This is a genomic window from Streptomyces sp. NPDC058653 (assembly GCF_042716895.1).
Classification (GTDB): Bacteria; Actinomycetota; Actinomycetes; order Streptomycetales; family Streptomycetaceae; genus Streptomyces.
The window spans coordinates 19,840-45,576 of record NZ_JBHXRM010000044.1 but is presented as its reverse complement, the minus strand read 5'-3'; the positions used below and the strand labels follow the sequence as shown (position 1 = coordinate 45,576).

Annotated in this window: 24 protein-coding genes; 8 read left to right on the top strand and 16 right to left on the bottom strand. The window is 66.8% G+C overall.

Features of this window, described 5'->3' with window-relative positions:
* Positions 1-79 precede the first annotated feature (79 nt).
* The 7 genes from ACFWU9_RS29535 to ACFWU9_RS29505 all read right to left on the bottom strand — a co-directional run bounded on the left by ACFWU9_RS29535 (position 80) and on the right by ACFWU9_RS29505 (position 6,043).
* Positions 80-982: a cytochrome P450 gene (locus tag ACFWU9_RS29535; protein ID WP_384323790.1), complete on the bottom strand. Its 903-nt coding sequence runs from the start codon at positions 980-982 to the stop codon at positions 80-82.
* A complete protein-coding gene (locus tag ACFWU9_RS29530; protein ID WP_384323788.1) occupies positions 979-1,299 on the bottom strand; it encodes a hypothetical protein in 321 nt (106 codons plus the stop codon). The genes ACFWU9_RS29535 and ACFWU9_RS29530 overlap by 4 nt, the downstream gene beginning before the upstream one ends.
* A gap of 14 nt (positions 1,300-1,313) precedes the next feature.
* On the bottom strand, positions 1,314-1,892 hold the full coding sequence (locus ACFWU9_RS29525; protein ID WP_384323786.1) for an ATP/GTP-binding protein: 579 nt from the start codon (positions 1,890-1,892) through the stop codon (positions 1,314-1,316).
* Positions 1,876-2,172, bottom strand: coding sequence for a DUF742 domain-containing protein (locus tag ACFWU9_RS29520; protein WP_384323784.1), 297 nt, complete (start codon positions 2,170-2,172; stop codon positions 1,876-1,878). Before ACFWU9_RS29520 ends, ACFWU9_RS29525 begins: the two co-directional genes overlap by 17 nt.
* Positions 2,173-2,234: 62 nt before the next feature.
* On the bottom strand, positions 2,235-2,657 hold the full coding sequence (locus ACFWU9_RS29515) for a roadblock/LC7 domain-containing protein (protein WP_384323782.1): 423 nt from the start codon (positions 2,655-2,657) through the stop codon (positions 2,235-2,237).
* Between the two features lie 129 nt (positions 2,658-2,786).
* Positions 2,787-5,006, bottom strand: a complete 2,220-nt coding sequence (locus tag ACFWU9_RS29510) for a nitrate- and nitrite sensing domain-containing protein (protein ID WP_384323780.1) — start codon at positions 5,004-5,006, stop codon at positions 2,787-2,789.
* Positions 5,007-5,254: 248 nt separating this feature from the next.
* Positions 5,255-6,043, bottom strand: coding sequence for an SAM-dependent methyltransferase (locus ACFWU9_RS29505; RefSeq protein ID WP_384323778.1), 789 nt, complete (start codon positions 6,041-6,043; stop codon positions 5,255-5,257).
* Positions 6,044-6,286: 243 nt separating this feature from the next.
* On the opposite strand from ACFWU9_RS29505, the gene ACFWU9_RS29500 reads away from it, so the two are divergent.
* Entirely contained in the window at positions 6,287-7,777 is a 1,491-nt protein-coding gene (locus ACFWU9_RS29500) for a helix-turn-helix domain-containing protein (RefSeq protein ID WP_384323776.1), read from the top strand.
* Positions 7,778-7,835: 58 nt separating this feature from the next.
* Positions 7,836-8,423: a 2'-5' RNA ligase family protein gene (locus ACFWU9_RS29495; RefSeq protein WP_384323774.1), complete on the top strand. Its 588-nt coding sequence runs from the start codon at positions 7,836-7,838 to the stop codon at positions 8,421-8,423.
* A gap of 444 nt (positions 8,424-8,867) precedes the next feature.
* Here the strand turns inward: ACFWU9_RS29495 and ACFWU9_RS29490 are convergent, their stop codons facing one another.
* Complete coding sequence (locus ACFWU9_RS29490; protein WP_384323772.1) at positions 8,868-9,236, bottom strand: hypothetical protein; 369 nt, start codon at positions 9,234-9,236, stop codon at positions 8,868-8,870.
* A gap of 352 nt (positions 9,237-9,588) precedes the next feature.
* On the opposite strand from ACFWU9_RS29490, the gene gltX reads away from it, so the two are divergent.
* Positions 9,589-10,959: a glutamate--tRNA ligase gene (gene gltX, locus ACFWU9_RS29485; protein ID WP_384323859.1), complete on the top strand. Its 1,371-nt coding sequence runs from the start codon at positions 9,589-9,591 to the stop codon at positions 10,957-10,959.
* 431 nt (positions 10,960-11,390) lie between these two features.
* Here gltX and ACFWU9_RS29480 read toward each other — a convergent pair whose 3' ends face one another.
* From ACFWU9_RS29480 to ACFWU9_RS29455, 6 genes are all read right to left on the bottom strand, one after another.
* The gene (locus ACFWU9_RS29480) at positions 11,391-12,485 is read right to left on the bottom strand and encodes a radical SAM protein (protein ID WP_384323770.1); all 1,095 of its coding nucleotides are present in this window, start codon (positions 12,483-12,485) and stop codon (positions 11,391-11,393) included.
* Between the two features lie 14 nt (positions 12,486-12,499).
* Positions 12,500-13,618: a radical SAM protein gene (locus ACFWU9_RS29475; protein WP_384323768.1), complete on the bottom strand. Its 1,119-nt coding sequence runs from the start codon at positions 13,616-13,618 to the stop codon at positions 12,500-12,502.
* Positions 13,615-14,394, bottom strand: coding sequence for a nucleotidyltransferase domain-containing protein (locus ACFWU9_RS29470; protein WP_384323766.1), 780 nt, complete (start codon positions 14,392-14,394; stop codon positions 13,615-13,617). The genes ACFWU9_RS29475 and ACFWU9_RS29470 overlap by 4 nt, the downstream gene beginning before the upstream one ends.
* Positions 14,391-15,824, bottom strand: a complete 1,434-nt coding sequence (locus tag ACFWU9_RS29465) for an FAD-dependent oxidoreductase (RefSeq protein ID WP_384323763.1) — start codon at positions 15,822-15,824, stop codon at positions 14,391-14,393. Before ACFWU9_RS29465 ends, ACFWU9_RS29470 begins: the two co-directional genes overlap by 4 nt.
* The gene (locus tag ACFWU9_RS29460; protein WP_384323761.1) at positions 15,821-16,717 is read right to left on the bottom strand and encodes a hypothetical protein; all 897 of its coding nucleotides are present in this window, start codon (positions 16,715-16,717) and stop codon (positions 15,821-15,823) included. The genes ACFWU9_RS29465 and ACFWU9_RS29460 overlap by 4 nt, the downstream gene beginning before the upstream one ends.
* A 493-nt stretch (positions 16,718-17,210) precedes the next feature.
* Positions 17,211-18,041, bottom strand: a complete 831-nt coding sequence (locus ACFWU9_RS29455; RefSeq protein WP_384323759.1) for a TauD/TfdA family dioxygenase — start codon at positions 18,039-18,041, stop codon at positions 17,211-17,213.
* 168 nt (positions 18,042-18,209) lie between these two features.
* On the opposite strand from ACFWU9_RS29455, the gene ACFWU9_RS29450 reads away from it, so the two are divergent.
* Positions 18,210-18,629, top strand: a complete 420-nt coding sequence (locus ACFWU9_RS29450) for an NUDIX domain-containing protein (protein WP_384323757.1) — start codon at positions 18,210-18,212, stop codon at positions 18,627-18,629.
* A gap of 6 nt (positions 18,630-18,635) precedes the next feature.
* On the top strand, positions 18,636-19,808 hold the full coding sequence (locus tag ACFWU9_RS29445) for a helix-turn-helix domain-containing protein (protein ID WP_384323754.1): 1,173 nt from the start codon (positions 18,636-18,638) through the stop codon (positions 19,806-19,808).
* Between the two features lie 1,037 nt (positions 19,809-20,845).
* Here the strand turns inward: ACFWU9_RS29445 and ACFWU9_RS29440 are convergent.
* The gene (locus ACFWU9_RS29440) at positions 20,846-21,244 is read right to left on the bottom strand and encodes an ATP-binding protein (RefSeq protein ID WP_384323857.1); all 399 of its coding nucleotides are present in this window, start codon (positions 21,242-21,244) and stop codon (positions 20,846-20,848) included.
* Positions 21,245-21,657: 413 nt separating this feature from the next.
* On the opposite strand from ACFWU9_RS29440, the gene ACFWU9_RS29435 reads away from it, so the two are divergent.
* From ACFWU9_RS29435 to ACFWU9_RS29425, 3 genes are all read left to right on the top strand, one after another.
* Positions 21,658-22,524, top strand: a complete 867-nt coding sequence (locus ACFWU9_RS29435; RefSeq protein ID WP_384323752.1) for a helix-turn-helix domain-containing protein — start codon at positions 21,658-21,660, stop codon at positions 22,522-22,524.
* A complete protein-coding gene (locus ACFWU9_RS29430) occupies positions 22,521-22,763 on the top strand; it encodes a DUF397 domain-containing protein (RefSeq protein WP_384323750.1) in 243 nt (80 codons plus the stop codon). The genes ACFWU9_RS29435 and ACFWU9_RS29430 overlap by 4 nt, the downstream gene beginning before the upstream one ends.
* Positions 22,764-23,765: 1,002 nt before the next feature.
* Positions 23,766-24,353 carry a hypothetical protein gene (locus ACFWU9_RS29425; RefSeq protein ID WP_384323748.1) on the top strand — a complete coding sequence of 196 codons (588 nt, stop codon included), beginning with the start codon at positions 23,766-23,768 and terminating at the stop codon, positions 24,351-24,353.
* Here the strand turns inward: ACFWU9_RS29425 and ACFWU9_RS29420 are convergent.
* The gene (locus tag ACFWU9_RS29420) at positions 24,313-24,738 is read right to left on the bottom strand and encodes an HNH endonuclease (RefSeq protein ID WP_384323745.1); all 426 of its coding nucleotides are present in this window, start codon (positions 24,736-24,738) and stop codon (positions 24,313-24,315) included. The genes ACFWU9_RS29425 and ACFWU9_RS29420 overlap by 41 nt on opposite strands.
* Positions 24,739-25,737: the final 999 nt, after the last annotated feature.

Sequence of the window (25,737 nt, the reverse complement as noted above, 5' to 3'; positions counted from 1 at the left end):
CTTCGGCTTCAGGGGTGATCGCGAACAGCGACCTCTCTGGCAGGAACGGGCAGCGGCATGGCCACAAATGGCGTGGGGTTCACGTGCCGGTGCTGCTGGGCGGACGGCTGGTCCGGCGGCGGTCGGGCGTGATGGTGAGGGGGAGGGTTTCCCATCCGTGGAGGATGTTGTTGCGGGCCCGGACCGGGTTGCCTGCGTTTTCGAGGCGGGTGCCGTAGTGGGCGAGGGCTTCGAGGAGGCTGGCGGCCTGTGCGAGGGCGAGGTGCCGGCCGGCGCAGGCGTGGGGGCCGTGGCCGAGGGCGAGGTGGAGGTCTCCGCCGGGGCGGAAGGTGTCGGCGAACGAGCCCCATTGGCGGGGGTCGCGGCCACCGGAGCCGTAGGACAGCCACACCTGCTCGCCCGCCCGGATGGGGGTGTCGCCGATGCGGGTGTCGCGGGTGACACCTCTCCCGAACCCCTGGATCGGGGCGTCCAGGCGGATGGCTTCGTTGAAGACTGCGGCGGCGTCGAGGCGTCCGGCCCGCAGTTCCTTGAAGTACCGGAGGTGGCCGGCGAGGTGGTGGAGTGCGGCGGTGATGCCGTGGGTCGTGGTGTCCATTGCGGCGGTGGTGTAGGCGGACATTAGCGGCACCACGTCGTCTTCGCCGATGTCGCCAGCGTCGGCCGCCTCATACAGCGCGTGCGTCCACGACCCCGGCCGTACCGTCTTACGGGATACTTCTCTGCTGTGGAAGGTCATCGTCGCGGCGGCCAGGGGGGCGGCTTCGCGGTAGCGGGCGTTGTCGGGGCCGAACATGTCGAACGTCGCCGCAGCCGAGGCGACCAGTTCAGGGCGGGTGGAGTCGGGCAGGCCCATGAGGTGCACGACCTGGCCGGCGACGAACTCTGTCGCCAGCTCGACCGCGTCGAATGTTCCCCAGCTGATGTACTCGGTCGCCAGGGGCGCGGCGCGCGATTTGATCTCCGGTATCAGGGACTTCATGGCACGGGGGCGAGCTGGTGGGACAGCGGGCGGCGCAGCTGGATGTGGCTCATGCCGTGGGCTTCCAGGACGGTTCCGTTGAGGAACTGCCGGTTGGCCTCGGTGGTGAGGGCTATTCCGTTCTCGGAGGAGAAGATCTCCGGCCGGCTGAGTGCGGCTTTCACGTCTTCGTACCGGCCGACGAACCACGCGTCGTGACGCTCCAGCCATACGGCCGGGCCTGTTCGGCGCAGGACTTCGTAGAGCGGGTGCGGGTTGTCGAGAGCGGTGTCGGCGAACAGGTCGATGCTTGACGACGGTTCGGTGGTCAGCGTCATGCTGGTCTTCCCTTCTACCCGGTGGCGAGGGTGAGGGCGAGGCGGTGTTCGACGACGGTCACCAGGGCGTTGCGGCAGTCCTCTTTGTCGCGGGCGTCCAGGTGGAGCACGGGGACGGATCGGGTGAGGGCCATGGCGTCGCGGATTTCGTCGGTGGTGTGCCGGTGGCTGCCGTCGAAGTGGTTGACGGCGATGACGAAGGGCAGTTCGCGGGCTTCGAAGAAGTCGACGGCGGCGAAGGCGTCTTCCATGCGGCGGGTGTCGGTCAGGACGACCGCGCCGATCGCGCCGCGGACCAGGTCGTCCCACATGAACCAGAAGCGGTCCTGTCCCGGTGTGCCGAACAGGTACAGGACGTGCTCGCCCAGGGTGCGGCGGCCGAAGTCCAGGGCGACGGTGGTGGTGGTCTTGCCGTCGAGGTGGGTGAGGTCGTCGGTGCCCTCGCTCAGCGCGGTGATCCGGGCCTCGGTATTCAGCGGCTCGATCTCGCTGACCGCACCGACGAAGGTAGTCTTGCCGACCCCGAAACCGCCGGCGACCAGTATCTTTACCGGCTCAGAGGCGCTCGGCCCGGGGTTAGCTGACGTTGGCATTCTCAAGTCTTTCTTTCACTCGGCGCAGAAGGGCGACGCTGACAACGGCGTCGTCGGTCAGTTCCTTGGGCTTTCGGGTCTCGACCCATCCGGCGTCCCGCAGGTCGGCGACCAGGGCACCGGCGACGCCGACCGGGACGTTCAAAAGGGCGGCAAGCTCGGCCACCGCACGCACAGGCCGACACAACGCGAGGGCATCCGCGTGTGGTGTGCCGGGAGGTGGCCCGCCGGGGGCGCTGGTGGGCGTGACGCAGGTGTCGAGGCGGATGTCGTCCGTCATCTCCCGCACCCGGCCACCGGTTGCCGACCACGGCCGGGAACGGCGGCCGGGAGCGGCACGGTTCACCTCGGGACACCGCCCGGGCTAGAGGGCCGGCGGTCGGCTGCGTCGAGCTCGTCGCCGAGCTGGAGGCTGAGCTCGGTCAGTTCGTAGCCGACGACTCCCAGGTCGGCGTCAGCCCTGATGCTGACAGCGAGATAGCTGAGCAGGCCGCAGCGGACGATGCTGAAGTAGCCGTCCTCCATCTCGATCAGCGTGCGCCGCACATGGCCCGCTTCCTCTTCCGTGGCGACGGCCACGGCGAGGCTGCCCAGCGAGCTGGCCACCGCGGCACGGCGTTCGGCGGTCGCCTCGTCGTAGAGGCTCCAGTACATGGCCAGACCGTCCTCGGCCAGCACCACAGCTCCCCGGACGCCCGTGACCTTCTGGATCCGGGCGTCCAGGATTTTCTGGATCTCGGGGTTCGGTGTCCGTGTCCTGATCAACTTCGGTCTTCCTCCTCGACTGCCCCAGCAGTACTGATGCGGGCTGCAACGGTGGTGGGCTTGTGGGTCTCGACCCATCCGGCGTCATTCAGTTCGGCGACCAGGGCTGCGGCGACGCCGTTCCGGATTTCAGGAGCGCTGCCAGCTGCCCCAGGTGGCAGCTACTTCCTCGGGCGAGCGGTCGCCGGCCGGGTCGTAACCGGGCCTGGTCGGCGCGGGCTCGGCGAGCTGCGGGGCCATGTGGGTCTGCGGTCTGCGCTTCGGCAGGCGCGGTGCGCCGCCGGCTTCCAGAGCAGGGCCGGTCGCGGCGGCTGAGGAGTCGGTGCTCGTGCGGACGGGCAGTGGAGTCCGCTGCTCGCTGGCCGGACCGGGCAGCCTTCTCGGAAGCTGCTGTGCGGGCAGGGGCTGGGCCGGCAGTGCTGCCGGAGCGACGAGGGTTGTCGCTTGGGGGCGCTGGGCGGGTTGGGGGCACTTAACGGTGTAGGGCAGCAGGACCACGGCCGTGGTGCCGCCGTAGTCCGACCGGCGAAGGGACACCAGAAGGTGGTGCCGGCGCGCCAGGTTGGCGACCACGAACAGGCCCAGGCGCCCGTCCCTTTTCCGTGAGATGGCTGCGAAGGTCGGCGGGTTGGACAGGATGCCGTTGGCCCGCGCGTACGCCTCGGGAGTCATGCCCTTGCCGCGGTCCTCGATCTCCACTGCCGTGCCGTTGACCGCCGTGACGTGGGAAACGCGCACGTCGGCGTCCGGCGGGGAGTAGGCGAGCGCGTTGTCGAGGAGGGCAGAGATGACGTGCAGCACGTCGTTCACCGCTCCGGGGCCGATCCACACGTTTGCGCTGATCTTGTTCTTCACGCGATCGGGGGCGTGGGTTTCGGCGGCGGCGTCCTGGACCAGCGCGGCCAGCGACTTCGGTTCGGTGTAGGTCTGCTGGACGGCGCCCGCCAGGCTCAGGAGGTTGTCCAGATGACGGCGGGCCTGGCTGCCACGGTGATCGACATCAATCAACTCGCCCACGAGGCCGTCGTCCTGCTGGTGCTTCAGCTCCAGGGCGCTGAGGGTGTCGAGCTGCCCGTTGATGAGGTTCAGCGCACGAGCGGTGGTCGCCGCCACGAAGTCGGAGAAGCCGCGCCGGTCGGCGGCCTGCTGGTCGGCCATCTCGATCGTCATCGCCAGCGCCGTGGCGAGCCCTCGCTCGACGCCGGTGAACTCATCGCGCCGGCCGGACAGCTGGGGGATCTCGTCCGCCACTTCGACATGGTGTCCCTGCTGAAGGCGGCCGACGAGTTCGGGCAGCCGCTCGGCCGTATCCTCCGCCAGACTCTGCATGGTACGCAGCCGCCGGGTGACCGAGCGGATCACGCCGATGATCAGAGAGGCGATCAGCAGCACCGCGGTGAGACTCAGCGCGATCTGCCATACCACCTGGTCACGGATCTCGTCCGCCCGCTCGTACCCGTGCGCCAACAACCCCTGCGTACGGGAGGCGTTCAGCGCACCGAGCTGCTGCGTGATCGGCCCGTACGCCCCGTCCCACCGCTCCAGCTCCCGCGGCAACGCCTCAACAGCACCGCTCGCATCGACCGCCGCCGCCGAGATCAGCGCCTCCTCGACCTTCTCCTTCGTCTTCCACTCATCGCTGGCGATGATCCGCTCGTACTCGGCCTTGTCCGGCGCCGGCAGGAAGGGAGCGATCCACCGCTCGTACATCACCCGCTGAGCGCCGTACGCCTCCGCGAACGCTGACCTCTCCCCAGCCGACATCCGCCCCCTCTCGCGCGCCTGGGCGATGAGCATGTCCTGCTTCGACAACCCCTCCGACGCCCAGAACAAGCCGACCAGAGCCCTTGTCTCAGCGGTGAGGTGCGCATCGTCCATCGCCGACAGCGCCTGGTAGAACTCGATCATGGTCACCAGGAGTTCGCTGTAGTAGCCGGTGACCTCATCCGCAGGGCCGGCACGGGTATCGGCCCGCTGACGTGCGTCCGCGAGAGCGTCGAGCTTGTCGTAGACCCGCACGACGTACTCCCACTCATGAGGCTGGCTGGCCTCCAGCTCGGAGCCCGACAAGCGCTGGAACGAGCTGATGCCCCGGTCCGTGACCGCCCGCTGCTCCTCCAGCGCCGCCCGGCTCGCCTTCGTCGGATCGGCGAGGTAAGCGGCCGTCAGCCGCCGCTCCGCCTGCGCACCCACGAACAGTGGCAGCGACGCCTCTCCCCCCAGCTTACCGGTGGCGCTGTCGGCGCGCAGCGCGGCTTGCCGCTCCCAGTCGCGCGTCGCGCTCACCGCCATCAGGACCACGAGGGCCGTGACCGCGACGGTGGCCACCAGGATCAGGCGCGCCCGCACGCTAAGCAGACTGTTTCGAACCGTGCCGGTCTGCCGGTGTCGCCGGAGTGTCGTCGTCATGGGCCCTTCAAGCACGCAGTCGGTCGTACAACGGATGACGGGGAGAAGGCTGCCGGGGCCGGAGTAGGCGCCGCTCTGTCAACCGCAGCCCACGGGGGAAGGACACGCGGACGGCAGAGGGCCAGGGCCCCGGCAGCCAGTTCGAAGAGGACTCAGCGAGCACCAAGTCCTCGAGAATGAGGGAGAGTTCAAGAGCCCCGGACCGCAGCGACGCCCGCGTACACGGCACTGCGCGCCTGGCTGGGGCGCTGCTTGTCCTTACGCCATTTCGGGGCGATGACCAGACCGGGTTCCACGAGGTCGAGACCCTCGAAGAACCGCTCCACCTCAACCCTGGACCTGGGGTGAATGGTGATCCCACCGCGCTGGTACGGCGCCGCGATCGTCCGTGCACCGTCCGGCTCGAAGTCGAACGTCCCGTGCGACAGGACCAGGAAACTTCCGGGCGCCAGCGCGCCGACGAGTGTCCGGACGATGTCGTACGGATCGTCCTCGTTCCCAACGAAGTGCAGCAGCGCGACCAGCGACACCGCTACCGGCCGCCCGAAGTCCAGAGACCCCCGAGCGTGCTCCAGAATCAGATCCGGGCGACGGACATCAGCCTGGATGTAGGCGGTCTTCCCCTCCCGGGTACTGACCAGCAGCGCCTCGGCGTGCCGCAGCACGATCGGGTCATTGTCCGCGTACACCACCCGAGCCGTCGGAACGATCCGCTGCACGACCTGGTGCAGATTAGGCGCCGTCGGGATACCCGTCCCGATATCGAGAAACTGATTAATCCCCTCGCCGGCCAGCCACCCCGCCGCCCGCGTCATGAAGGCACGGTTCTGCTTGGCGCTGCGCTTCGCCACGAGGGGCAGCTGCTTGCCGACGGCGCGGTCGACCTCGTAGTTGTCCTTGCCGCCCAGCAGCCAGTCGTACACCCGCGCCGGATGCGCCTTGCTCGTGTCGACTTGGGATTTGGGGACATCAGTCATCAAGGTGCTCCTGAGTGCTGCGCGCTCTCGGCGGGACGGGTTGTATCAGCCGTGGGTTAGAAACTGCTCGGTTCTTCGGCAACGTGGCTTGGGGAGCCGCAGTGCGTTAGCGGATCCCGCGGACGCCGATAGTGCCGCAGAGAAGCAGAGCGTCTGATCGACTATCGGATTTCCAAAAACCGATCACGCTGCCACCGGCATTGAGGCAAACTTGTCGGACAGTTCTGCCAGTGCGGAGGAACCTTGGCATTCGACGCGAAGCCCAACCGGCTCTGTTCGCAGTGCGACTTCAAACTCAGCCGCTATAATGCGGGTCGCCGCTGCGGAAGTTGCGAGCGGAACGGCACCCCACGGCTTCCGCTTAGAGCCTGGCGGGACCCTGCCGTCGCCGAAGCCTTGGCCGCCTGGGACTTCGGTAAGGTTCTCCGTCTTCTCCGGGCCGCCGCTCAATTGAGTCAGCGAGAGATGGCGCAGTTGTGCGGCATCGGGCAGGCCACGCTGTCCGAGTTGGAGTCGGGGTGCCGTCGGCTCACGCATATCGATAAGATCATTTCACTGCTGAAAAGGCTTGAAGTCCCCTCTGAGCTAACGCCGATCCCTGTTCCGGGAGGCCGTTCCCGCTCGGACAGCGACCAGACAGAGGTGACGTGGGACAGCCCGTTCCACATCGCTCAGCGGCGTGGTTCCACCTTCATGTCCAATACCAATCCAGTAGCGCTCGATCTCCTGTTCGGACAAGTTCAAGGACTGGTCAACCGCTACGAACGGGAAGGGGCGATGCGGCTGGCGCCCGAGGCCCTCGACCTAAGGTCAGTTCTCCAGGAGTTGATCGAGGGTCAGCAGCCAGCTCGCCTCCGCCGCAGAGTCTTCTACTTGGCAGCGCAGGCTTCCGGCCTGCTCGCTTACATGGCGGTTAACGCTGGCCGGTCCGCCGTCGCCGAGGCGTACTGCGAGGAAGCCGTCGAGCTCGCCCAGGAGGCAGACGCCCCGTCCATTGCGATGTGGGCTCTTGGTACACGGTCCCTCGCCGCCTACTACGATCGGCGCTACGGCGAGGCGCTTGAGTGGGCCAACGCTGGCGTCGATATCGATCCGCACAACCCCCAAGCCATCCGGCTTCAGGTCAACGGCCGAGCCAGGGCTCTGGGCCAGCTCGGAGACCATAGGGGAGTCGATCGTGCTGTGGGTGCAGCAGAAGAACTGAGCGGCCGTCACCACGTTCCCGAAGGACTGACTTCCTGCATCAGCTTCGAGCCTTACGGACTCGCACGGACTCTTGCCAACGCCGCCACCGCCTACGTGCCGCTCAACGATACGGAGAAAGTCGTGCGGTACGCGGGAAAGATCAACCGGCACATCGAAGAGGTCGACTCCCCTTGGAGTTACGCCTTGGTCAATCTTGATGTAGCCACCGCTCTCCTTGTGGGGCGAAACCCAGATGCCGAGCAGGCCATGTCCATTGGCCATCAGGTACTCGATGATGACGGCGGTCCCCCCATTTTCTCCGTTGTGCAGAGAGCAACCGACCTTGCTGTCCACGCTCGTCCCTTTGAAAGCCTTGCAGTCGTTCAGGACTACCGGGACACGCTGTCAGCGTGGCGGACCACCCCCGACACCCGAGCGCTTGTGGGGTCTGCAACGATGACCCGGCATATACGGACGCCGGGAAGGACAGCAGAAGGTGCGCCACCGCGCAGAAGCCCCCACATTTCCGCCGATACCCCCGACCAGTAGCGACGACCCTCGCGCCGTCGCTGCCCACGACTGGGAAGCATTCGCCACTGTCACGCACATGGTCAACCACTGGGAACGCCCAGGGTGGAAGCCAGACACACGCGCCTTCTATTGGATGCTCGTCCCCGACTCGGAGCCCTTCGCCGCCCAGGTACTTGAGTGTCAGAAGGCGTTAGAGCACCTCCGCTTCGACGCCGTGAACCGAGCGAGTCTTCACCTGACACTCGGGCGTGTCGGGGACGCGGGCACTCTCTCCCAAGCCGCGCTTCGAAGTCTCGGTGCCGCAGCACGTGATGCGGTTCCCGCAAGCTTCGATCTTGTTGCCGTCCCTCTTACGGCATCCACCGGTGCGATTCGCTACAGCGTTGCTCCCTGGCATCCGATTCTAGAACTGCATACTGCTCTCGGTGCCGCTGGAGAACGTCACGGTATTACTCAAGGTCGAACTGCCGCTAGCCTGCGACCGCACATCGGCATCGCCTACTGCAACCGCCCTGTACCGACAGATGCTGTGCGCGCGAGCATTTCTCCTCTGCGTAGTCTGCCTCCTGTGTTGATGCGGATACACGAGGTTCAACTGGTCGAACTGCGAAGACGCGATAACAGCTATACATGGACGACAATTCACAGAATTCCACTGCAGTAACTTCTTGAACAGGTGATCACTGGCCTTCGCGTTGTGTTGGTCCAGGGCGGACTATGCGTTCTTGATGACGTGCGCGGCCTCCTAGCGGTCCGGCGTCGGTAGTTCCACCGCCGGGTGTCGGCCTCTCGCCGCCTGCCGCGCAGGACACTGCCGTGCTTGGGCTATTTCTTGACGTACCAGGTCCCACTTCCCGCTCCGCTTGCCTGCCACACACGGCTGCTCTCCCGTGCCCATGAGGCATCCGTCCACGTGGCGATGCGCCCAACTGCCTCCTGTGCGAACGTCGTACCTTCACTGCGGGGAGACCCGAGCGTGCGGATGCGCCGGCGCTCATGCCCATCCCGTCTCGGGGTAGAGGCGGCCGGCCGGGATGCCCTCGACGGCGACCCTCGAGTAGGAGGCGAGGTGTTCCGGGAGTGAGGTCGGGTCCCAGAACTTCCACTGTCAGTGGGCGCGCAGGAGCAGGCCGATGGGCGTCTCCCAGGGTTCCGTGGGCTGGGTGGCGTCGATCATGTCGCGGGCCTGCTGGTCCAGTCCCTGTTCCATCAGGGACATGATCCCGATCTGGCGGCCGTCGAGGAGTCGGTTGCCGATGCCGAGGGGCTTGGCAATGGCCTCGGCTGGCTCGGTCCACCGGCCGATGGGGGCGAGAGTACGGGCGCCGTCCACGAGCAGGGTGACCCACAGATCCTGGCACACCTGCCGGTGATCAGCCTCGGCGCTGGTCAGCGCTGACAGGTCGACGGGGCGTCCGTCGATCTCGGTCTTCTCCCACTGGGGGGGCGGCGTGGTTGAGACGGGTGAGGAGGCCATAGGCGGCCTGGCCCTGACCGTCACGGGTCAGCAGCCGGGAAAGGTTGACCAGCAGCACCAAGGACATGACTCTTGAAACGGTGAGCGCACGGGGGCGCTGTGAGATCGCATCGATGGACTTGAACGTCCGATGCTTCTCACGTAATCATCGGTGATGGCCCGAGTCGGGGTCTCAGCCTGCAGCCCCCTTCGGGGCTCTCGACCTTCGTGATCGCGGCCAGCAGCCTCGTTCAGTTTGTTCGGCTGCCGCTGCCGCTGCCAGCGCCAGGCGCTTTGCATACCGTGCGCCGACTACCCTGGGACCATGCCAGACGACGCGATCCGAGTTCGCTTTGCACCGTCCCCGACGGGCATGTTCCACGTCGGAGGAGCACGCTCCGCCCTCTTCAACTGGGCCGTCGCCCGACAGCAAGCAGGTGGTCGGTTCGTGCTGCGCATCGAGGATACCGACGAGGCCAGGAACCGGCCGGAGTGGGTGGACGGCATCCTGAGCGCCCTGTCCGCCATCCACATCAACGAGTCGGACTCAGTCTTCGAGGGACCGTACTTCCAGTCCCACAACACCGAGGGGCAGCGGGAAGCGACGATCCGCCTCTCCCGCGAGGGCAAGGCGTACTACTGCGACTGCACTCGCGAGGAACTGATCAAGCGCACCGGCTCCCAGCACCTGGGCTATGACGGATTCTGTCGGGACCGGGGTCTGAAGTATCAGGAGGGCCGGGCGCTGCGGTTCCGGACGCCTGACGAGGGCGTAACGGTTGTCAACGATGTCGTTCGTGGTTCCACACAGTTCCCGAACAATGCCATCGAGGACTTCGTGATCGCACGCGGCAACGGGAACCCGGTGTTCGTCCTGGCGAACGCTGCGGACGATATCCGCGAGGGCATCACGCACGTCATCCGTGGCGAGGAGCACCTGTCGAACACGCCGAAGCAGCAGTTGTTGTGGGAGGCGTTCGGTGTCGAGCCGCCGGTCTGGGGGCACCTGCCGGTCATTGTCAACGAGAAGCGCCAGAAGTTGTCGAAGCGGCGCGACAAGGTGGCGCTGGAGGACTACCTCGGGGAGGGATTCCTCCCGGACGCACTGGTGAACTACCTCATGCTGCTTGGCTGGGGGCCGGGCGACAACGTGGAGATCCGGCCGTACGACGAGCTGGAGAAGCTGTTTCGGCTGGAGGACGTGAACAAGGCGAGCGCGTTCTTCGACGTGAAGAAGCTGACGGCCTTCAACGGGGAATACATCCGCGCGCTGCCCCTGGAGAGCTTCATCCGGGCATGCCGTCGGTGGCTGGAGGCGCCGTACGCGCCTTGGGCTCCGGAGCAGTTCGACGAGGAGCAGTTCCGCATTCTCGCCGAGTTGGCGCAGACACGCATCACGGTCCTCGGCGAGATCACGAGGTACGTGGACTGGCTGTTCCTGGACGAGGCGCCGTACGACGAAGCGTCCTGGACGAAGGCGATGAAGGCGGGGGCGAGCGACATCCTGACCTCCACCCGGGAGCGGTGGTCCGCCGGAGAGTGGACGACGAAGGCGCTGAAGGAGGGCTTGGAGGCCGTCGCAGCAGAGCACGACCTGAAGTTGGGCAAGGCGCAGGCGCCTGTCCGAGTTGCCGTCACCGGCAGGACCATCGGCCTTCCGCTGTTCGAGTCGGTTGAGATCCTTGGCAGGGAGAGAACGTTTAACCGTATCGACGGGGCGGTTGGCAAACTCGTATCGGAGTGATCACGGCGGTGGGCCCGGAGCTGTCCGGGCCCACCGGTGGCACAGCGCCTGACACGCCGTCCGTTGATCGCTACCGTGTGGTGTTGCGCTGGCGCTTCACGTGTCTGCACCTGACACCGCACTCGGCGTCCTCAAGGGACGGAAAGCGCGGCTGCCTGCATGTGCTGCACACGCTTTCCCAGGTGGAGGACCTTCTGCCGGGGTAGCGCACGAGTGGTTCGTAGCCCGCCGCGAGCATGGTCGCCACGGCGGTCCGCTCTCTTTCGGTGAGCTGGGCGGGAGGCGGTTGCCGTTGCGGGCGCGGAATCGTCTGCCCGAGCGGGGGGACGTGGCTGCTCGGGGAGTGCCCTCCGATCAGCAGCCCGAGGCTGATCCATCGCTTCGGTTGCGGGGGCGAGGTCATGAGGGTTGCGTACCTTTCTCGATCACGGTCAGCGGAGATCCACAAGCCGGTGCTCCGTGTCGGCAGGCGCGGCCGGCATAGACCACAAGGGGCAGATGGGGATGGTCTGCTGGTCGCACTCGGAGCTGACGAGGGTGCGCTGGAGGTAGTCGTACGCCGCGCAGCCGCCACCACACACGCCGGCGTGGGCGCAGGTGCGGCATCCAGGGGCAACCTTGCTGACGAGGGTCAGTTCGCTGGTGTTCCGTACGAGGCGAGGCACGATCGCGCCGTCGCGCCAGGTCCCGTAGTGCAGCTCGGTGTCGAAGAACGCCGAACAGATGTAAACCCGGTTGTCGGGGAAGATCGCCAGGCGTTCGAGGTTCCGGGCCGTGCAACCGCCGTACCCCTGGGCGCTGATCTCGGGGAGGTGTTCCGGGGTCGCGAACGCAGGCGGGTAGAAGGTACGGAGTCGGCGGCCCGCAGCGTGCCGGCGGATGTCCTGGCACAGCTCCATCCACTCGGCGGGCGGGATCTGAAGGTGCGGCTTGTCCTTCCCGAGCCCGGTGGGCGTGAAGTAGTGGAAGGACAGCATCTCCAGGCCGATCCGGTCCGCCAGGTCGATCGCGGCGAACACGTCGTCGCGGTTCTCGGTGGTGACGGTGAAGATGGCGCGGCTCTGGAAGCCGGCCTTGATGGCACGGTCCATGCTGCGCAGCAGCGGGGCCCAGGTGTTCGCGCCGCGCATCGCCTCATGCGTTTCTTGGTGGGCCCCGTCCATCGAGAAACTGAAGGAGTCGAGGCGGTCGTCTAGGACCGGCCACACCTTGGGCGGGATGAGCCCGTTGGAGGTGATGACGGTCTTGTAGCCCTGGGCCTTGCACACGTCGAGGATGCCGTCCAGCTCCGGGTGCGTCGTCGGCTCGCCGCCGAGCAGGTACACCTTGTACTGGCCGTACAGGACGCGCAGGCCGGACAGAATCTCCTCGACCTTGGCGGGACTCATCCGGATCTCGTTGTCCAGCCGGTCACCCATGTAGCAGTGCGTGCAGCGCAGCGTGCAGCGGTGGGTGATGTAGAGGAACAGGAACGGCTCTTTCGGGACGGTGGCGTGGGCGGCACCGGCTTGCAGGTTGTCGGTCATCGGGTGGCCTTCCGCTATCGCAGGGAGTGCAGGGAGTCGGTGGGCCGGGGGCCCCAGGCGGAGACCGTCCACAAGATGCACAGCGGTGTGACCTTCCGGTCACACGCGTAGAAGCCGTCTTCCTTGTATGCCGGGAGCTGGGAGTAGGCGGGGCAGCCGCCACCGCAGGTGCCGGTGTTCGGGCAGCCGGTGCACACGGGGTCGGCACTGAAGTAGGCGTTCAACTCGTTGTTCGGAGACGGGTTGAGGACCATCTGCCCGTTCTCGAACTTCGCGTAGTGCCGGTCGTCGTCCATGAACACGGGGCAGGCGAAGACGGTCCCGTCGGGGTAGACGTGAGGGCGGTCCAGCGTGCGGGCGGGGCAACCGGGGTACCCACGGTCCGCCCAGTGGGCCTGTTCGTCGGCAGGGACGAATGTCGGTGGGTAGTAGACGGCGAGGCGGGGCTCCGGCGGGTACGCCTCGATCTGGGCGCAGAAGTCCATCCACGCGCTCGGGCCGAGAGGTTGGAGAAACCGGGCGCCGTTGCCGGTCTTGCCGAGGTTGTGGAACGAGAGGGTGTGGGCGCCGAGTTCGGCGAGGAAGGGGATCAGGTCCAGGGCGCCGGGTGCGTTGGTCTTGGAGACGGTGCACATCACGCGGACCTGGTAGCCACGGCGCCGGGCTTCAGCAATCCGGCTGGTCACATTGTCGAAGTTGTAGGGGTTGCCGCGGATCTTGCGGTGCAGGACGGGGTCGGCGGACTCCAGCGAGAAGTTGAACGAGCCGAGCAGGTCCGGGCCGATCTGGTCGAAGACGTGGTCCTCGAAGTCCCCGTTGCTGGAGATGGTGACGGTGTACCCGCGGGCCCGCGCTTCGCGGACGATCTGCGGGAGCTGCGGGTGCAAGGTGGGCTCCCCGCCGAGGAGATACAGCTTGTCGTGGCCGCCGGTGATCTTGAAATAGTCCATGATCTCGACGGCCTGCTCCACGGTCATGGTGTTCGCGGCGTTGAGCCTGGTGTTGCCGACGTAGCAGGTCTTACAGCGCAGCCCGCACGCCGTGGTCGGGTACAGGAAGACGAACCGCTCGCGCGGCTGGGTATAGATGGGCGGGCGGAGAACGGAGGGCATACCGAGGTCGATTGCGGTCATGAGATCGCCTCCAAGGGAGTCGAACGGGCGAGGCACTGCGCCGCGAAGACTCGGCGCACGGCCCCGTTGGTCAGAGGAATGGGGCATACGCTCGGGCTGGGCGACGGCGTATCGATGACGGCCTCGGCGGCGAGGGCTCCGGCGCGCGTAGTCAGGTCGGCCCCGAACCAGCGCTCCAGTCCCACGCCCGTCGGCGTGTCGATCCACTGGGGCGTCGTCTGGCGCTGCGCCCAGGTCCGCGCGAGGCTGGCCTGTTCGCTTCCTTCGGGGAGCGCCAGGGCCTTCTTGTGTTCCTGGACGCGGGGCATCGGCCACTTCGCGAAGTACGCGGCAGCCCGCTTCTCCAAGGCGGGCAACACATGGCCGGGGTCGAGCGTGTGGAGCTTGGGGTCGTCGAGGAACTTGAAGACGATGTCGCCCTTGCGGAACACCGAAAGGGGGCAGTCGGCCTGGTAGCAGGCGGACCGCTGGATCGCGGGCATCGCGGCAAGGGCCTGCTCGGTGAAGCTGAGCAGCATGCCGAGGCTGGCGGTGTCGAAGATCTCGCCGCAGTGGTCGAAGTGGAGACCGGCCTCTTCATGGAGCGCGCGCAGAGCGTTCGCGAACGCGGTCTCGGACGGCTGGTCACACTGCTTCAGGAGCACGAACACGTCAATGTCGCTGGTCGGCTTCGCCGTGCCGCGAGCGTACGAGCCGCCGACGAACGCGGCGGCGAGGTTGTCACCGAAGTGCTGCTCGGCGAGGCGAACGGCTCGCTGATCATCGGGGAGTGTCACGCGGGATCTCCGACGGTGGGGGAGGAGGAGACCATGGCGTGCTCGGCGGCGGCGATGCCCGCGACGGCGGCTTGGAGGATGCCCTGGGCGAGGCCGGAGCAGTCCCCGGCGGCGTACAGGCCGGGAAGGCTCGTCTCCATGTGCGGGGTGAGGGAGAGTTCGTCCCAGAGGCTTTCCAACTCCAGGCCGATCACGGCGATACGGGCGGCGTCGTACTTGCTGAGGGGGCGTCCGGCGAAGGACGGCATCAGCTCCTCGAACACGGTGCGCATGGCGGTGTGCACGGAGTCGGGGAGGATGCCGGCGAGGTTGGCGACGCCGTAGTCAGTGAGGGAGGGGAGGTGCCCCGCACGCTCCGCGAAGCCGTCGAGGGTCGTGCACGTGAGCTGTTTGGTGCGCCAGTCCGGGTACCACTGGAGAACTGGTTTGCCCGGCCGGTCCTCACGCAGGGAGCGGTAGGGGGTCAGCAGGTGCTTTTCGATCCACCGGGCGTCGCGCGGCTGGCCGACCTCGTCCCGGAGTTGGGCAAGGAGTGCGAAGTTCCCCGTGGCCGACTCGCCCGCCTCGGGAATGACGTGCCCGTCAAGGAGCGTGTGGTCGGCGTAGTCTGTGAACTTGAGGCGACCCCCGCCGGGGCCGGCGCAGAAGCAGAACGTCTTCACCTTGACCCCGGCACGGACCAGGGTGGTCTTGAAGTCGTCATGTATGAGCGCCCCACGGCGCAGGAGGCTGATGGGCGCCTCGAAGCGGAGCCCGACGGAGGGGGTGGGCAACGTGTGATCGAGTTCGAGGTCACGAATCTGCTGCGCCCACCAGCGCTGTCCTCGGCGGCCGACGGCCGCGATGACCCGGCGGGCTGCGATCGTCTCCATGCCGTCGGCCGATCTGAGGCTGGCCGTGAAGCCATGGCGGTCATCCGGCCGGAGGGCCGTGACCTTGACCCCGAGGCGCATGGTCACACGCGGGCTGCTGGCCAGACTCATGTACAACTGATCGACCAGGGTGCGGACCTGAGCGGAACTCAGTGAGGCGACGGGGTAATCCTTGACCTGGAACGGCGTGCCGCCGGTCAGGGCCCCTCGGAAAACGGGGCGGTCTTCGCCGCACATCCGGTCGAGGGCCGCGTCACTGAGTCGGTCCGCCCGGGCGGGGCCGAGGAGTTCCGCGAGACGTCGGCCGCTGGGGAAACGGGAAAGTTTCACGCCATCGCCGTAGTGGATCGAGCCGCCCACTCCGCTGATGACGTTGCAGATCCCGCGGCAGCCGTGGCAAGACTTCATCCGGTCCACCGGGCAGATACGCCGGGTGTGGTGACGCCCGGCGTCCACGAGGATGACGTTGACGCCGCACTGGGCGAGACGGTCCGCCGCGAGCATCCCCGCCGGCCCCGCGCCTACGACGAGCACATCCGCCGTCCGGTCGCTTGTCATACCGTGACCTCCACGTTCTGCGCGATCCACTCGCGGGCTTGAAGCGCCCGGTCGGCCATGCTGCGGTTGGCCTCCGCGAGGACGCGCAGCACATCGGAGTCGTACAGGTGCCGGTAGCCGTTCGGTCTCTCCGGCAGCGCGGGTGTGCAGCACAGGTCGACGACACTGCGGGACTGCGGGCCGGTCGCGGCTGCCCGCACCTGCTGCTGGTAGTCGCCGTGCAGGTTGGTCGTGGCGATGACCGTGTCGTAAGGTCTGCCTCCCAGGGCCCGGTCGAGGCTGGGGTGCCGTACGACGGTCACCGTTCCGAGCCCTTCAACCAGGCGGCGTAGCTTGCGCGGGCCCCGGGTCATCATCACCACGCGGTCGTAGCCCGGAGGCGGCGCTGCGGCGATGGCGCGCGCCAGCATCCCGCCGCCGACTACGAGGAGCCTCCGGGGCTCGGCCGGTCGCCGGTCGAACAGGATGTGAGGCAGGTCGCTGTAGTCGACCTGTGCGAAGAGGCCGAATTCCTGCCTTGCGCGAGTGGCCAGGACCAACGCGTCGTGGATTACGCCGTGGAGAGGGTGATCCGGCATGAGCCGAGATGCGGCCTCACGAACCTGCCGGTGGATGAACCGCTCGCCGGCGATAAGGGAGAGAGAGCCGGCTGCGATCTGTGCGAGACGAACGAGCGCCGCGCGCTGACCGTAAGCGCTGGACTGACCAAGCAATTCGAACGCCGGCGGCATGGCTTCCGCGACGGCGTACCACTCGATGCGCTGGCAGGTGTGGAGCAGAAGAGCGATGTGCGACGGCTCTGGCGGCGAGGCACAGAGTCCTTGGTGGGCGGCGCCTAGTTCGGCGAGGGAGTGAGTGGTGTCGTCGGCGTAGACGTAGGTGATGGGCTGCATGGACAGCGTCCCCTTCCCGGTGCAGAAATACGACCCGAAACGCGCGCAGATTTGCCCGACCCGCAATGGGCCGGGGGATCCCGTCCCTGTCCTGCTGTCGGCCCCGGAACGGGCGGGCCGCGGTGACGAAGTTGGTTCGTCACCGCTGTTCGTCCTGTCTCGTTCGAGCACTTCGTGTGTGGGGAGGAGCCATTGGAAGGCGACTCCTCCCCACACGCTTCGTCCGGCCCCGAGCCTTGTTCCAGGTCCGACTGCCGGGTTGTGCACCCGCCCGCCGATCGGGACCCTCACGCACCGATGGCGGGCAGGCGGTTGAGCGGGCCGGCCGCTGGCTCCCCTACGGAGCGCGGCCGGGGCGCGGTCAGGCGCCACCTCCTCCTGATCCGAAGACAGCCCCGCGTGCGGGAAGCGGTTTTCACGACCAAGGGGAAGGCCCCCGTCCCAGTGGCTGCTTGGCAGCGGTGTGGCGATGGCCGCTTTCGCGCCGGGGCTCTCACCTCAGAAGACGGGCCGACGACTTCTGGCCCGCCACTGCATGGTCGGGACAACTCCCGGTGGGTGACAGTGGTGCGCCCGCAGCCGGCGCGAAGCCGTGGCGGAAGTTGAAACGTGGGTTTCCCAGTGCTCGCCAGTGCACGCGGTCACCCACGAAAGCGGAACGGGCATGCAGCCACCTCTGGTTGTCCAGGAGGTATCCCTGGCCCGGCGTCAGACGCAAGGACAGTTGATGGCTGAGGGCCGCGGCCCGAAGGCCGGGCAGGTGAGGCCGGACGATAGGGCTCCACCGGGCGAGGGCATCGAATCGCAGTCTGATGGACACACGTCCGTCACGGTGATAGCTGAGTACCTGGGAGGCGTGTCCATTTCCGGCGCCGAAGTATGCCGTCCGCGGTCGGGACAGGACGTCGGCGGCCTCGCCGTCTCCCCGGTGCAGCAGGTCTGCGTGCACGCGGCGTCCGTCAGTGAGCAGGCACTCGCCTCCCCGGTCAGCGGGGCGGGAGCAGACCAGCAACATCAGGCGCGGGGGACTGGGAAGGCCGGACCGCTCCGTATGCGGGTCGAGCTGCCCACTGCCGAGTCCGGCAAACCCGGGTCGGCCAGCGTGGCGCGGCGAGTCACGGATGGTGGTCAGTCCATCGGGGTCACTGTCACGGTGTGGAGAAACCGTCATGACGCGGGAGGCGAAGGACAATACGGCCTCGCGGGTGGCGAGCCCGTCGAGAGTGACCAGGCCGCTCTCACCCAACTGCTCGGCGAACCGTGCGGGTGCGCCGGGGGCCTTGTGATCGAGGAAATGGGCTGAGAACAGATCACCGGGTCCCATCGTGGTGCTCCTTCGTCGGCGGCCAGTGAAGTCACTGTCGAGATCGGAAGCCCGGAAGGTAAAGCGACAGATTGTCGACTCCGGCAAATCGCCCAAGGCCAGGGCGCGTTGACCGCCCCGTGCTACGGTCCGGATACTCCGGCACCGCCCCGCACTGCGAGGAAACTCATGGCGTACCCGCCTCCCACCTGGCCCGTTTCCGTCAAAGGTGTCGCCCTGGACTCGCGCGCCCGGGTGTTGCTGCTGAAGAATGAACGTGACGAGTGGGAGCTGCCCGGCGGCCGGCTGGAGGCAACGGATCCCAGCCCCGAATCCACGGTCGAGCGCGAACTGCACGAGGAGTCCGGCTGGACGGTGAAGGCAGGGCCGCTGCTGGACACGTGGATTTACCAGCCGCTGCCCCAGACCCGCCCGGAGCGACGCGTCGTCATCATCACCTACGGCTGTACGGTCCTCACACCAGAAGTGAATCCGGTGCTCAGCCACGAGCACCAGCAAATTGGACTCTTCACCGCAATCGAAGTCCCGGCACTCACCATGCCCCAGGGGTACAAACAGTCCATCGCCGCCTGGTTCGGGCGGATGTAGCAGGCCATGGCCGCCACCGAACGTCCGCCGACGTCTCGTCCCTCGGCCCAGCACGTTGTGTGGCACTGGGCCACCCCGCAGGCCCGCACCATCCTGGGCAGCCGCGACCTCGGTGCCATCCTGCGCTTCCACCGAACCGTCCACGGTCTGAACCAGACCGAACTGGGAAACCTCCTCGGCTACGACAAGACCTACATCTCGGCCCTTGAACTGCGAAAGAAGACCCTGGGCGACGTGGGCTCCCTGCGCCGCGTCGCCGAGCAGCTTCGCCTGCCACCGCACGTCCTGGGCATCACCGATCCGAGTGATACCGACCACCGGGCGATGGTCCAGTTCGGACACTCCACGGTCCGCCTCGCCGAGATCGCCCGCCAGAGCGGCCATGCCTCCGAAGCCGTCGCCGAGCTGTGGCCGCTGGTTGCCCGTCTCGAAGCGCGCCTCGACGATGGGCACATCGAACGCGAAGTCCTGCGTCTGCTTGCCCACGCCCGGGTCGGCCTCGGAGTCGCGCTCGGAAACGTACTTCCCGAGGAGCGGCTGGGCACCGCAGCCCACTGGACCGCCAAGAGCCTGAGCATTGCTGCCCACTTCAACGATCGCGCCTTCAGCAGCTACGCCCTGCGGATGCACGGAAACGAACTGCGCAAGGCCCACATCCGGGGCGCCGCGGTGGACCGGCTGAGCCATGCCGCGGCCCTGGCACCCGACCGTGAGACCCGTGCGGCGGTGCTGCCGCTCTACGCCCGAGCGGCGGGCGAACTCGGTGATGCCCAGCTTTTCGACGGCGTGATGCAGGAGGCCGATGATTTGATGGGTAGCGCGGGGCACACGTCGCTTTTCAACCCCTACGCGCTGCACGAGATCCGTCTGCGCGGCCTGGTGAGCACGGGGCGCGCGGATGTAGCCATACGGCTGGTCGACCACGGCCCTACTGTGACGACGACCGTCGCACCGCAATGGCGAGTGATCGAACTGATCACCGTCGCCCACGTTCGGCTCCTTGCGGACGACCCCGGCGGGGCCACCGAATCGCTGAACACCGCCATGGCTGAAGCGGTAGTTCAGCGGCTCCCGCACCAGTTGCAGAGGATCGTACGGACCGCCGGCGACCGGCTTCCCGACCTGCGAGGCCAGGCGGTTCAGGCGCTCGATCTGATGCGGCAGGAGATGGCTGCCTAGCAATTGGATCAGCTCAGGCATGCGATCACATGATCAGCTGATGACGTCATGACTGTCCTTACTTTGTGAGTCGACGGCTACCGCGGGTCCACAACGAGTGGTGTGTGCTAAGGCTGGGAGGAGACAGGCCCGGCGACGGCAGGCCGGTCCGGCACCGCTGGGCACACACACGTGCGGTGCTCCGCCGGCTTGGCGATGTAGAACCCGGGCCTGTAGGGCGCGCCCCCCAGATGCCGACAGGCCCGCGCGAACTGCCCCTGGCTCAGGTGGAACTGGTGCCTAAGGAGCCCGCTCGGCAGCGCGTGCCCCGGTCTATAGAATCCGGAGAGAATCCGCCCGCGGATCAGCATCTCCACCCCGACATCGTCGGGGTGCGGCTGCCCCTCTGCGAGGATCAGAGCGCCACTCCCACGCCTGATCGCGATCGTCCCCAAGGTGTCCAGAACCACGAGTGCCCGCTCGACGTGGGGCACTTGAAGTCCGAGCTGCGTCGACAGATGCCCGGCGCCCGGCAGGCGCCCGCCCGGGCCGACTCGTTCGATACATCGATGTACGGCAGCGACCGCTGCTTCTACCGAGGGGCTGCAGCTCAGAATCGTGCTGGACATGCACTCGCCTTTCGTCTCGGACCCGTATGGGAGTTGGGGCGCGGGGGTTCAGCTCAACTGAGGAGCGGTTCCGCGATTCGTAACTGCTTCCTCCTCCTCTGACCGAGGCAGTTTGTCTGTGGGGAGTAGCCGGCGGGAGACGCTCCTCTCCAGACACTCCTCCGGCACTGAGCCTTGCTGCAGGTCACATGACCGGAGTGCACACATCGGCCGACAGGCGCGGTACCGGGCCGGCCACTGATTCCCCCGGTGCGCGGCCAGGCGCCGCCGACGATTGGCTCGTCGCGCCGGAGAGAGCCGGGTCCGTCGCCGATGCCTACTTCCGCCGGAGAGCGGCCAGGGCGAAGGCGAGCCTGCTCAGCGTCTCGTTCCGAGAGGAAACCGGACGGGAGAGGAGGTGGGAGGCTGTGGCGTTGTCCACGGCGACCATCACGGCCTCCCGGTGGGGAGGTTGAAGGTGCACCACGTCGTCATGCCGTCGTCACTGACCCCCCACCTACTGGAGAGGACGGCGACGAGAAACAGTCCGCGCCCGCACACGTCATCCTCCTCAGCAGTACGCAATCGGGCGGGGGCCGGGTTTTCGTCGGTGACCTCGACGCTGAGTTCACTGCCGGCGTGCCGCACGCGCAGGCCGACGCTTCCGTGGCCGTGCTCGACGGCGTTGGCGACCAGTTCGGAGACGGCAAGCTGCACATCCTCGGAAAGCGGGGCGGGCACGTCCCACAGCCGCATGACCGCTACGGTGATACGCCGCATCTGGGCGACACGGACGCGGTCCGGTGCCACGGCCACTTCGAAAGAGCGCGAAGCTAGCGGCCTCGGCATCGGCTTCGCAGTCGGCTGTGCGACGGCTGTGGCATGGCTCATCGGGGGCCTCCCAGGCAGGCGGTGTGCACGAGCATGCGGCCGACGGGGCCGTTGCGGCACGCGTCATGGCTTGCCTTGTCAATCACTCGACGTTTTCGCGCGACATAGGTGCCGCTTCGGCTTCCACAACAAGCTTGATGGGCGCGCTAGTTAACATTCAAGTGAATCCCCGAAGGTGCGCTAAGTGGCAAGTGCCATTTAGCGCGCTGAGGGTGTTGCAGAGGGCACAGCACGTGTCAGGCTCGGGGCTGACCCCTCGTTCTGGCTTACAGGCAAGGGAGTTGGCAGGACAGAGGCGCCCGTCTGACGGACGGCGCACCGAAGGGAGGAGACAGGTGGCTGCACGACGCGGGCCGACATACCTACGGGTCATGCTCGGCAAGGAGCTGCGCGAACTGCGCGAGCGGAAGAAGCGACTCGCTGAGGAAGAAGCCTCGTCCGCTGATGACGTGGACTCGTACACCGCCGAGGCCGTGTCCACGAAGCTGGGCTTCTCGCGGTCAAAGTTGAGCCGGGTCGAGGGCGGGGAGATCCCTCTGCCGAAACTCGCGGACCTCGAAGCGCTTCTGGACGAATACGGCGTGAGCGAGCCCAGCGACCGGGACGTTCTGCTCCAGATGCAGCGCGACTCACTCAAGAGCGAGCCGCTGACGACCTTCCGGAACGTGCTCCCCTCGGGCATGCCGCGCTACCTCGGCTTGGAACGCGAGTCCGTCCGCATCCGCGGCTACGAGAACAATGTGGTGCACGGGCTACTTCAGGATGCGGCCTACGCGCGCGCACTCATGGGCTCAGCCAAGATCGTGGAGGAGCGGACGACCGACGCTGTCGAGCGGAGTGTTCAGGCGCGGATAGAGCGAAAACGCCTCTTGGAAGGGGGTCGGGAGGTCCACATCATCCTGACCGAGAGCGCGCTGTGTACCCTGATCGGAAGCCCCGAGGTGATGCGCGGGCAGTACGCGGAGATCATTCGGCTCTGCCAGCAGGACAACGTAGAAGTACAGATCATCCCGCAGGCCATGTCCACCTACCGATCGGGATTCAGCTTCACGGTCCTGGACTTCGACGAGCTGGACTCGGTGGTTCAGAGCGACGGCTACAGGTCCATCACCATGTGGTCGAAGCCCTCCGATGTTGGGCAGTACCAGAGGCAGTTCGATGCCATGGTAAAGGCGGCGCCAGGGCCATCCCAGACGGCGTCGTTCCTGACGGAACTCGAAGAGAAACTATGGACATGACTGATCACAGGACGCCTGTTCCCTCCACCGAGTTCGCGCTTGAGGGCGCGTGGTTCAAGTCGTCGTACAGCGACCAAGGCGGCGGCAACTGCGTCGAGATCGCGGACCGAGACATCCACGTCGGCATCCGCGACTCCAAGAACAAGACCGGCCCAGTGCTCATCGTCACCGCCAGCACGTGGACGACGTTCATCGAGATGATGCGCCTCACCGGCGGCGGCCCGAACGCCATCGCCTGAGTACGCCGCACGCGAAGGTGGCGTGGTTCCGCCCTCAGGCCGGACCACGCCGTCTTGTGCTCATCGGGGACTTTCTTTTCTGCGCTCTGACATGTCCCCACGACCGATCACGCTGGGCAGAAGAGGCCGTGGCCGACGGCCCCGTGAGGATTTAGGCCGGTACGGGGTGGGCTCCGAGATCGCGCCGCATAGCGTCACGTAGCCGAATAAGAGCAGCCTCATACCCGGCGCGACCACCGGAGTACGGCTCGTCCCCGGCAAGGGTGCCGGCCGCGGCGAGATCCCGTACATCACGAAGACGGCGGAAGACGTTCTCGGATGCAGCGGCAACTTCCGGCGCGGCTGTGATCGACATCTGATATCGCATGCCGTAGCAGGGTGCGAAACTGTCGCGGGCAGAGCGCTCTCGTTCAACGGGGCCCGGGTCCTGGTTTCGGGCCAGGTCGCGAAAGGCGTTGCGTGCGTTGGAGAAGCATGCGAGATAGTCGCTGTACAGAACCTGGCGTGTGGCGAGGAGGCGGTCGTGTCACTCATGTCGCCAACGGCTGCGATCGAGCAAGGCTGCGGAAGCGGTCGCGATCAAGGCACCAACTACCGCACTGGCTAGCGTCATCCACGGCATGGTCAGAAGGTAGAGCGCCGCACCACGACGCCGAAACACCGCAGAAGTGGCCACCAGGGGGACGCTGGTCGAAAGGCGGCGCCAGCGTCCCCCGCACCTGGAATTGAGCACTGCTGGTTGCGCCGTGCACCACCGGGCTCTTTACGCCAGAGCATGACCGGCTAGCAGCAAGCACCTCCCGGCCAGTTCCGCAAACGTACGGCTGCCCGGCCTACCGGCTTTGGCCATCACCGGCTCGGGCTCGTAGTTCAGCCAGGACCACGCATCGACCACGAACGGCGCCGGCCGCTGACTCCTCGGACGTCGGCTCCGCGCCACCCACCAGCATTTTGTCCGCCGAACGGCCCACCGGCAGTCGCCGCGTACCTCAAAATTACCGCATGCCCACGTGGATCAGCGCCATCTTGCTCCCAGCGGTGACGACCCTTTTCGTCGGCTTCGTCATCACCCCACGCCTGGAAGCCCGCAACAAGCGCATCAACCTCGCGCACCAAGCTCGTGACGAATTCAGCCGCCGCGTACTCACCATCCTGTCGGCCTCTGCCCGTCTCCGTGAAACGCCGATCCCAGCAGCCCTCGCGGAGCAGCGCCCTGCCCTCACGGAGAGGCTGAACGCCGAGCGTGATCGGTGGGTCGACCAGCTCGACGAGGCCACCCGCTACATGGTGGATAACATGGAGACCTTCGCGTTGGGCTACGCCCCCGAGCGGGCGCGCGACATCGTCGGCCGGTTCGTCGCCCACTCCCGAGCCGTCATGCTGTCGGAGCGCGCCGTCGAGACAAAGGCGGAGCGGCTGGCCGCTCTGGCAGGCCCCGTCCAGAACCTCTTCTTCACCCGCCGTTGGCGAGTCCTCACCATCGGCCGCAGTTTCGAAGAATTCGAACGAGCCGTAGCAGTCCTCGACGAAGACCTGTCCGAGAACACCATCATGCCCGCTCCAACAAGTGCTCCTCAGCCCACGGCCTGACGACGGCGCTCCAGCTAGGCGGGGCCACCCAGGAGGCGTGCAAGTCCGCTGCCACCTTGCGTAATTGCTCGGCAAGCACAGCCCGCCCGGCTCCGCGCGTCTTGTTGCTATGGCAGTTCGGGCACAGGGCGATCATCGCCGCCGGATGGTCACGGCCACCGCCGACATGGTCATCGATGTGGTCGACCTCCAACAGCCGGCCCCCGGAACTCGTACGGTACGGAAGATCCGGCAGCAAGCACTCCGGGTTCTCACACCGACCGCGGCACCGCAGCAGCACCGCCTCCCGAGCCGCCGAACTCCGCACACGCCGCCGAACCTCCCCTTGTCGGCAGTTCTTGTCCTTACCGCGGGCCTCGCCGCCATCAACTCGACTGCACAGCATCCGATATCGAGCCCCGCTCGTCGGCCTGGCTCGTAGACGTCTGGGCGCATAGGGCTCAGGGCGCAGCAACGGCCTCACCGCCTCAGTGGCCCCGGGCGGTTCAAAGTCAGTTCGCCCAAAGCCTGGAGGATCGGCCGTACCCGATCAGCCTGGAGGATCGGCCATACCCGATACTGTTCGTCCAGCAGCCATCTCGCTGCCATGCCAGACGGGATGCGCGGCGCCCAGACACCGCCAAGAGGGACTTGCCCGTGGTGACTGAAAAATTTAGAACGCCTTCGTCCTCCAGGGCGTCCCTCACATACAGCGGCATGTCCTCGTAACGCACTCGCCTGGCCTCCTGCGGTCTCCCCGTTGCGCCGACTGCCTTACGGCCAACGACCCAACGCTGCCACACGGCACAGACAACGGCGCTCTGAGGAATCGAGTGCACCCTCGTTCCCGTCGCCAGTCGGCCAGGCGGTCGAGAGCGGCTCCGCCACCCGATCCAGCCCTCAACCACTGAGGTCAGCCCGCCAGGCGGACCCGTTCAGCATGTCGCTTCCCAACCCGTGGCACGCAGCGTCTCGGACGACAGCACGACCCGGGCACGCTTCTCTTCAACAGCCTAGGATCACGCAGTAGTTCGCCGTTGTTCCTCCTGCTGGGCATAGCTCAGTGCTTCACCCATCGGCCATGCCGGGAGGGAGGAACAAGTGGCCAAGCACGCACGACCTCGTAAGCGCAACAAGAAGGAGGTGGAGGCGAATGGAGAGGCACTGAAACGCCGCGAGCGGACGACGCTCATGATCAGGACTGGCATCCTGATCTGTGCCATCGCCCGCTCTTGTAGCGGCATATAACCGCAGCGAGGGTCCGCTCCTGGCTCGAACCGTGGGGCGGCCCTCGCCCAAGTCCCGGGGGGGTGGCCCCCCGCCGGGGCGCGGCCTCTACAAGTAATCAACAATAAGGGGGGCGTGGGTCAAGTTTTTTTTGTGAAAATAAGAGCATAAAAACACG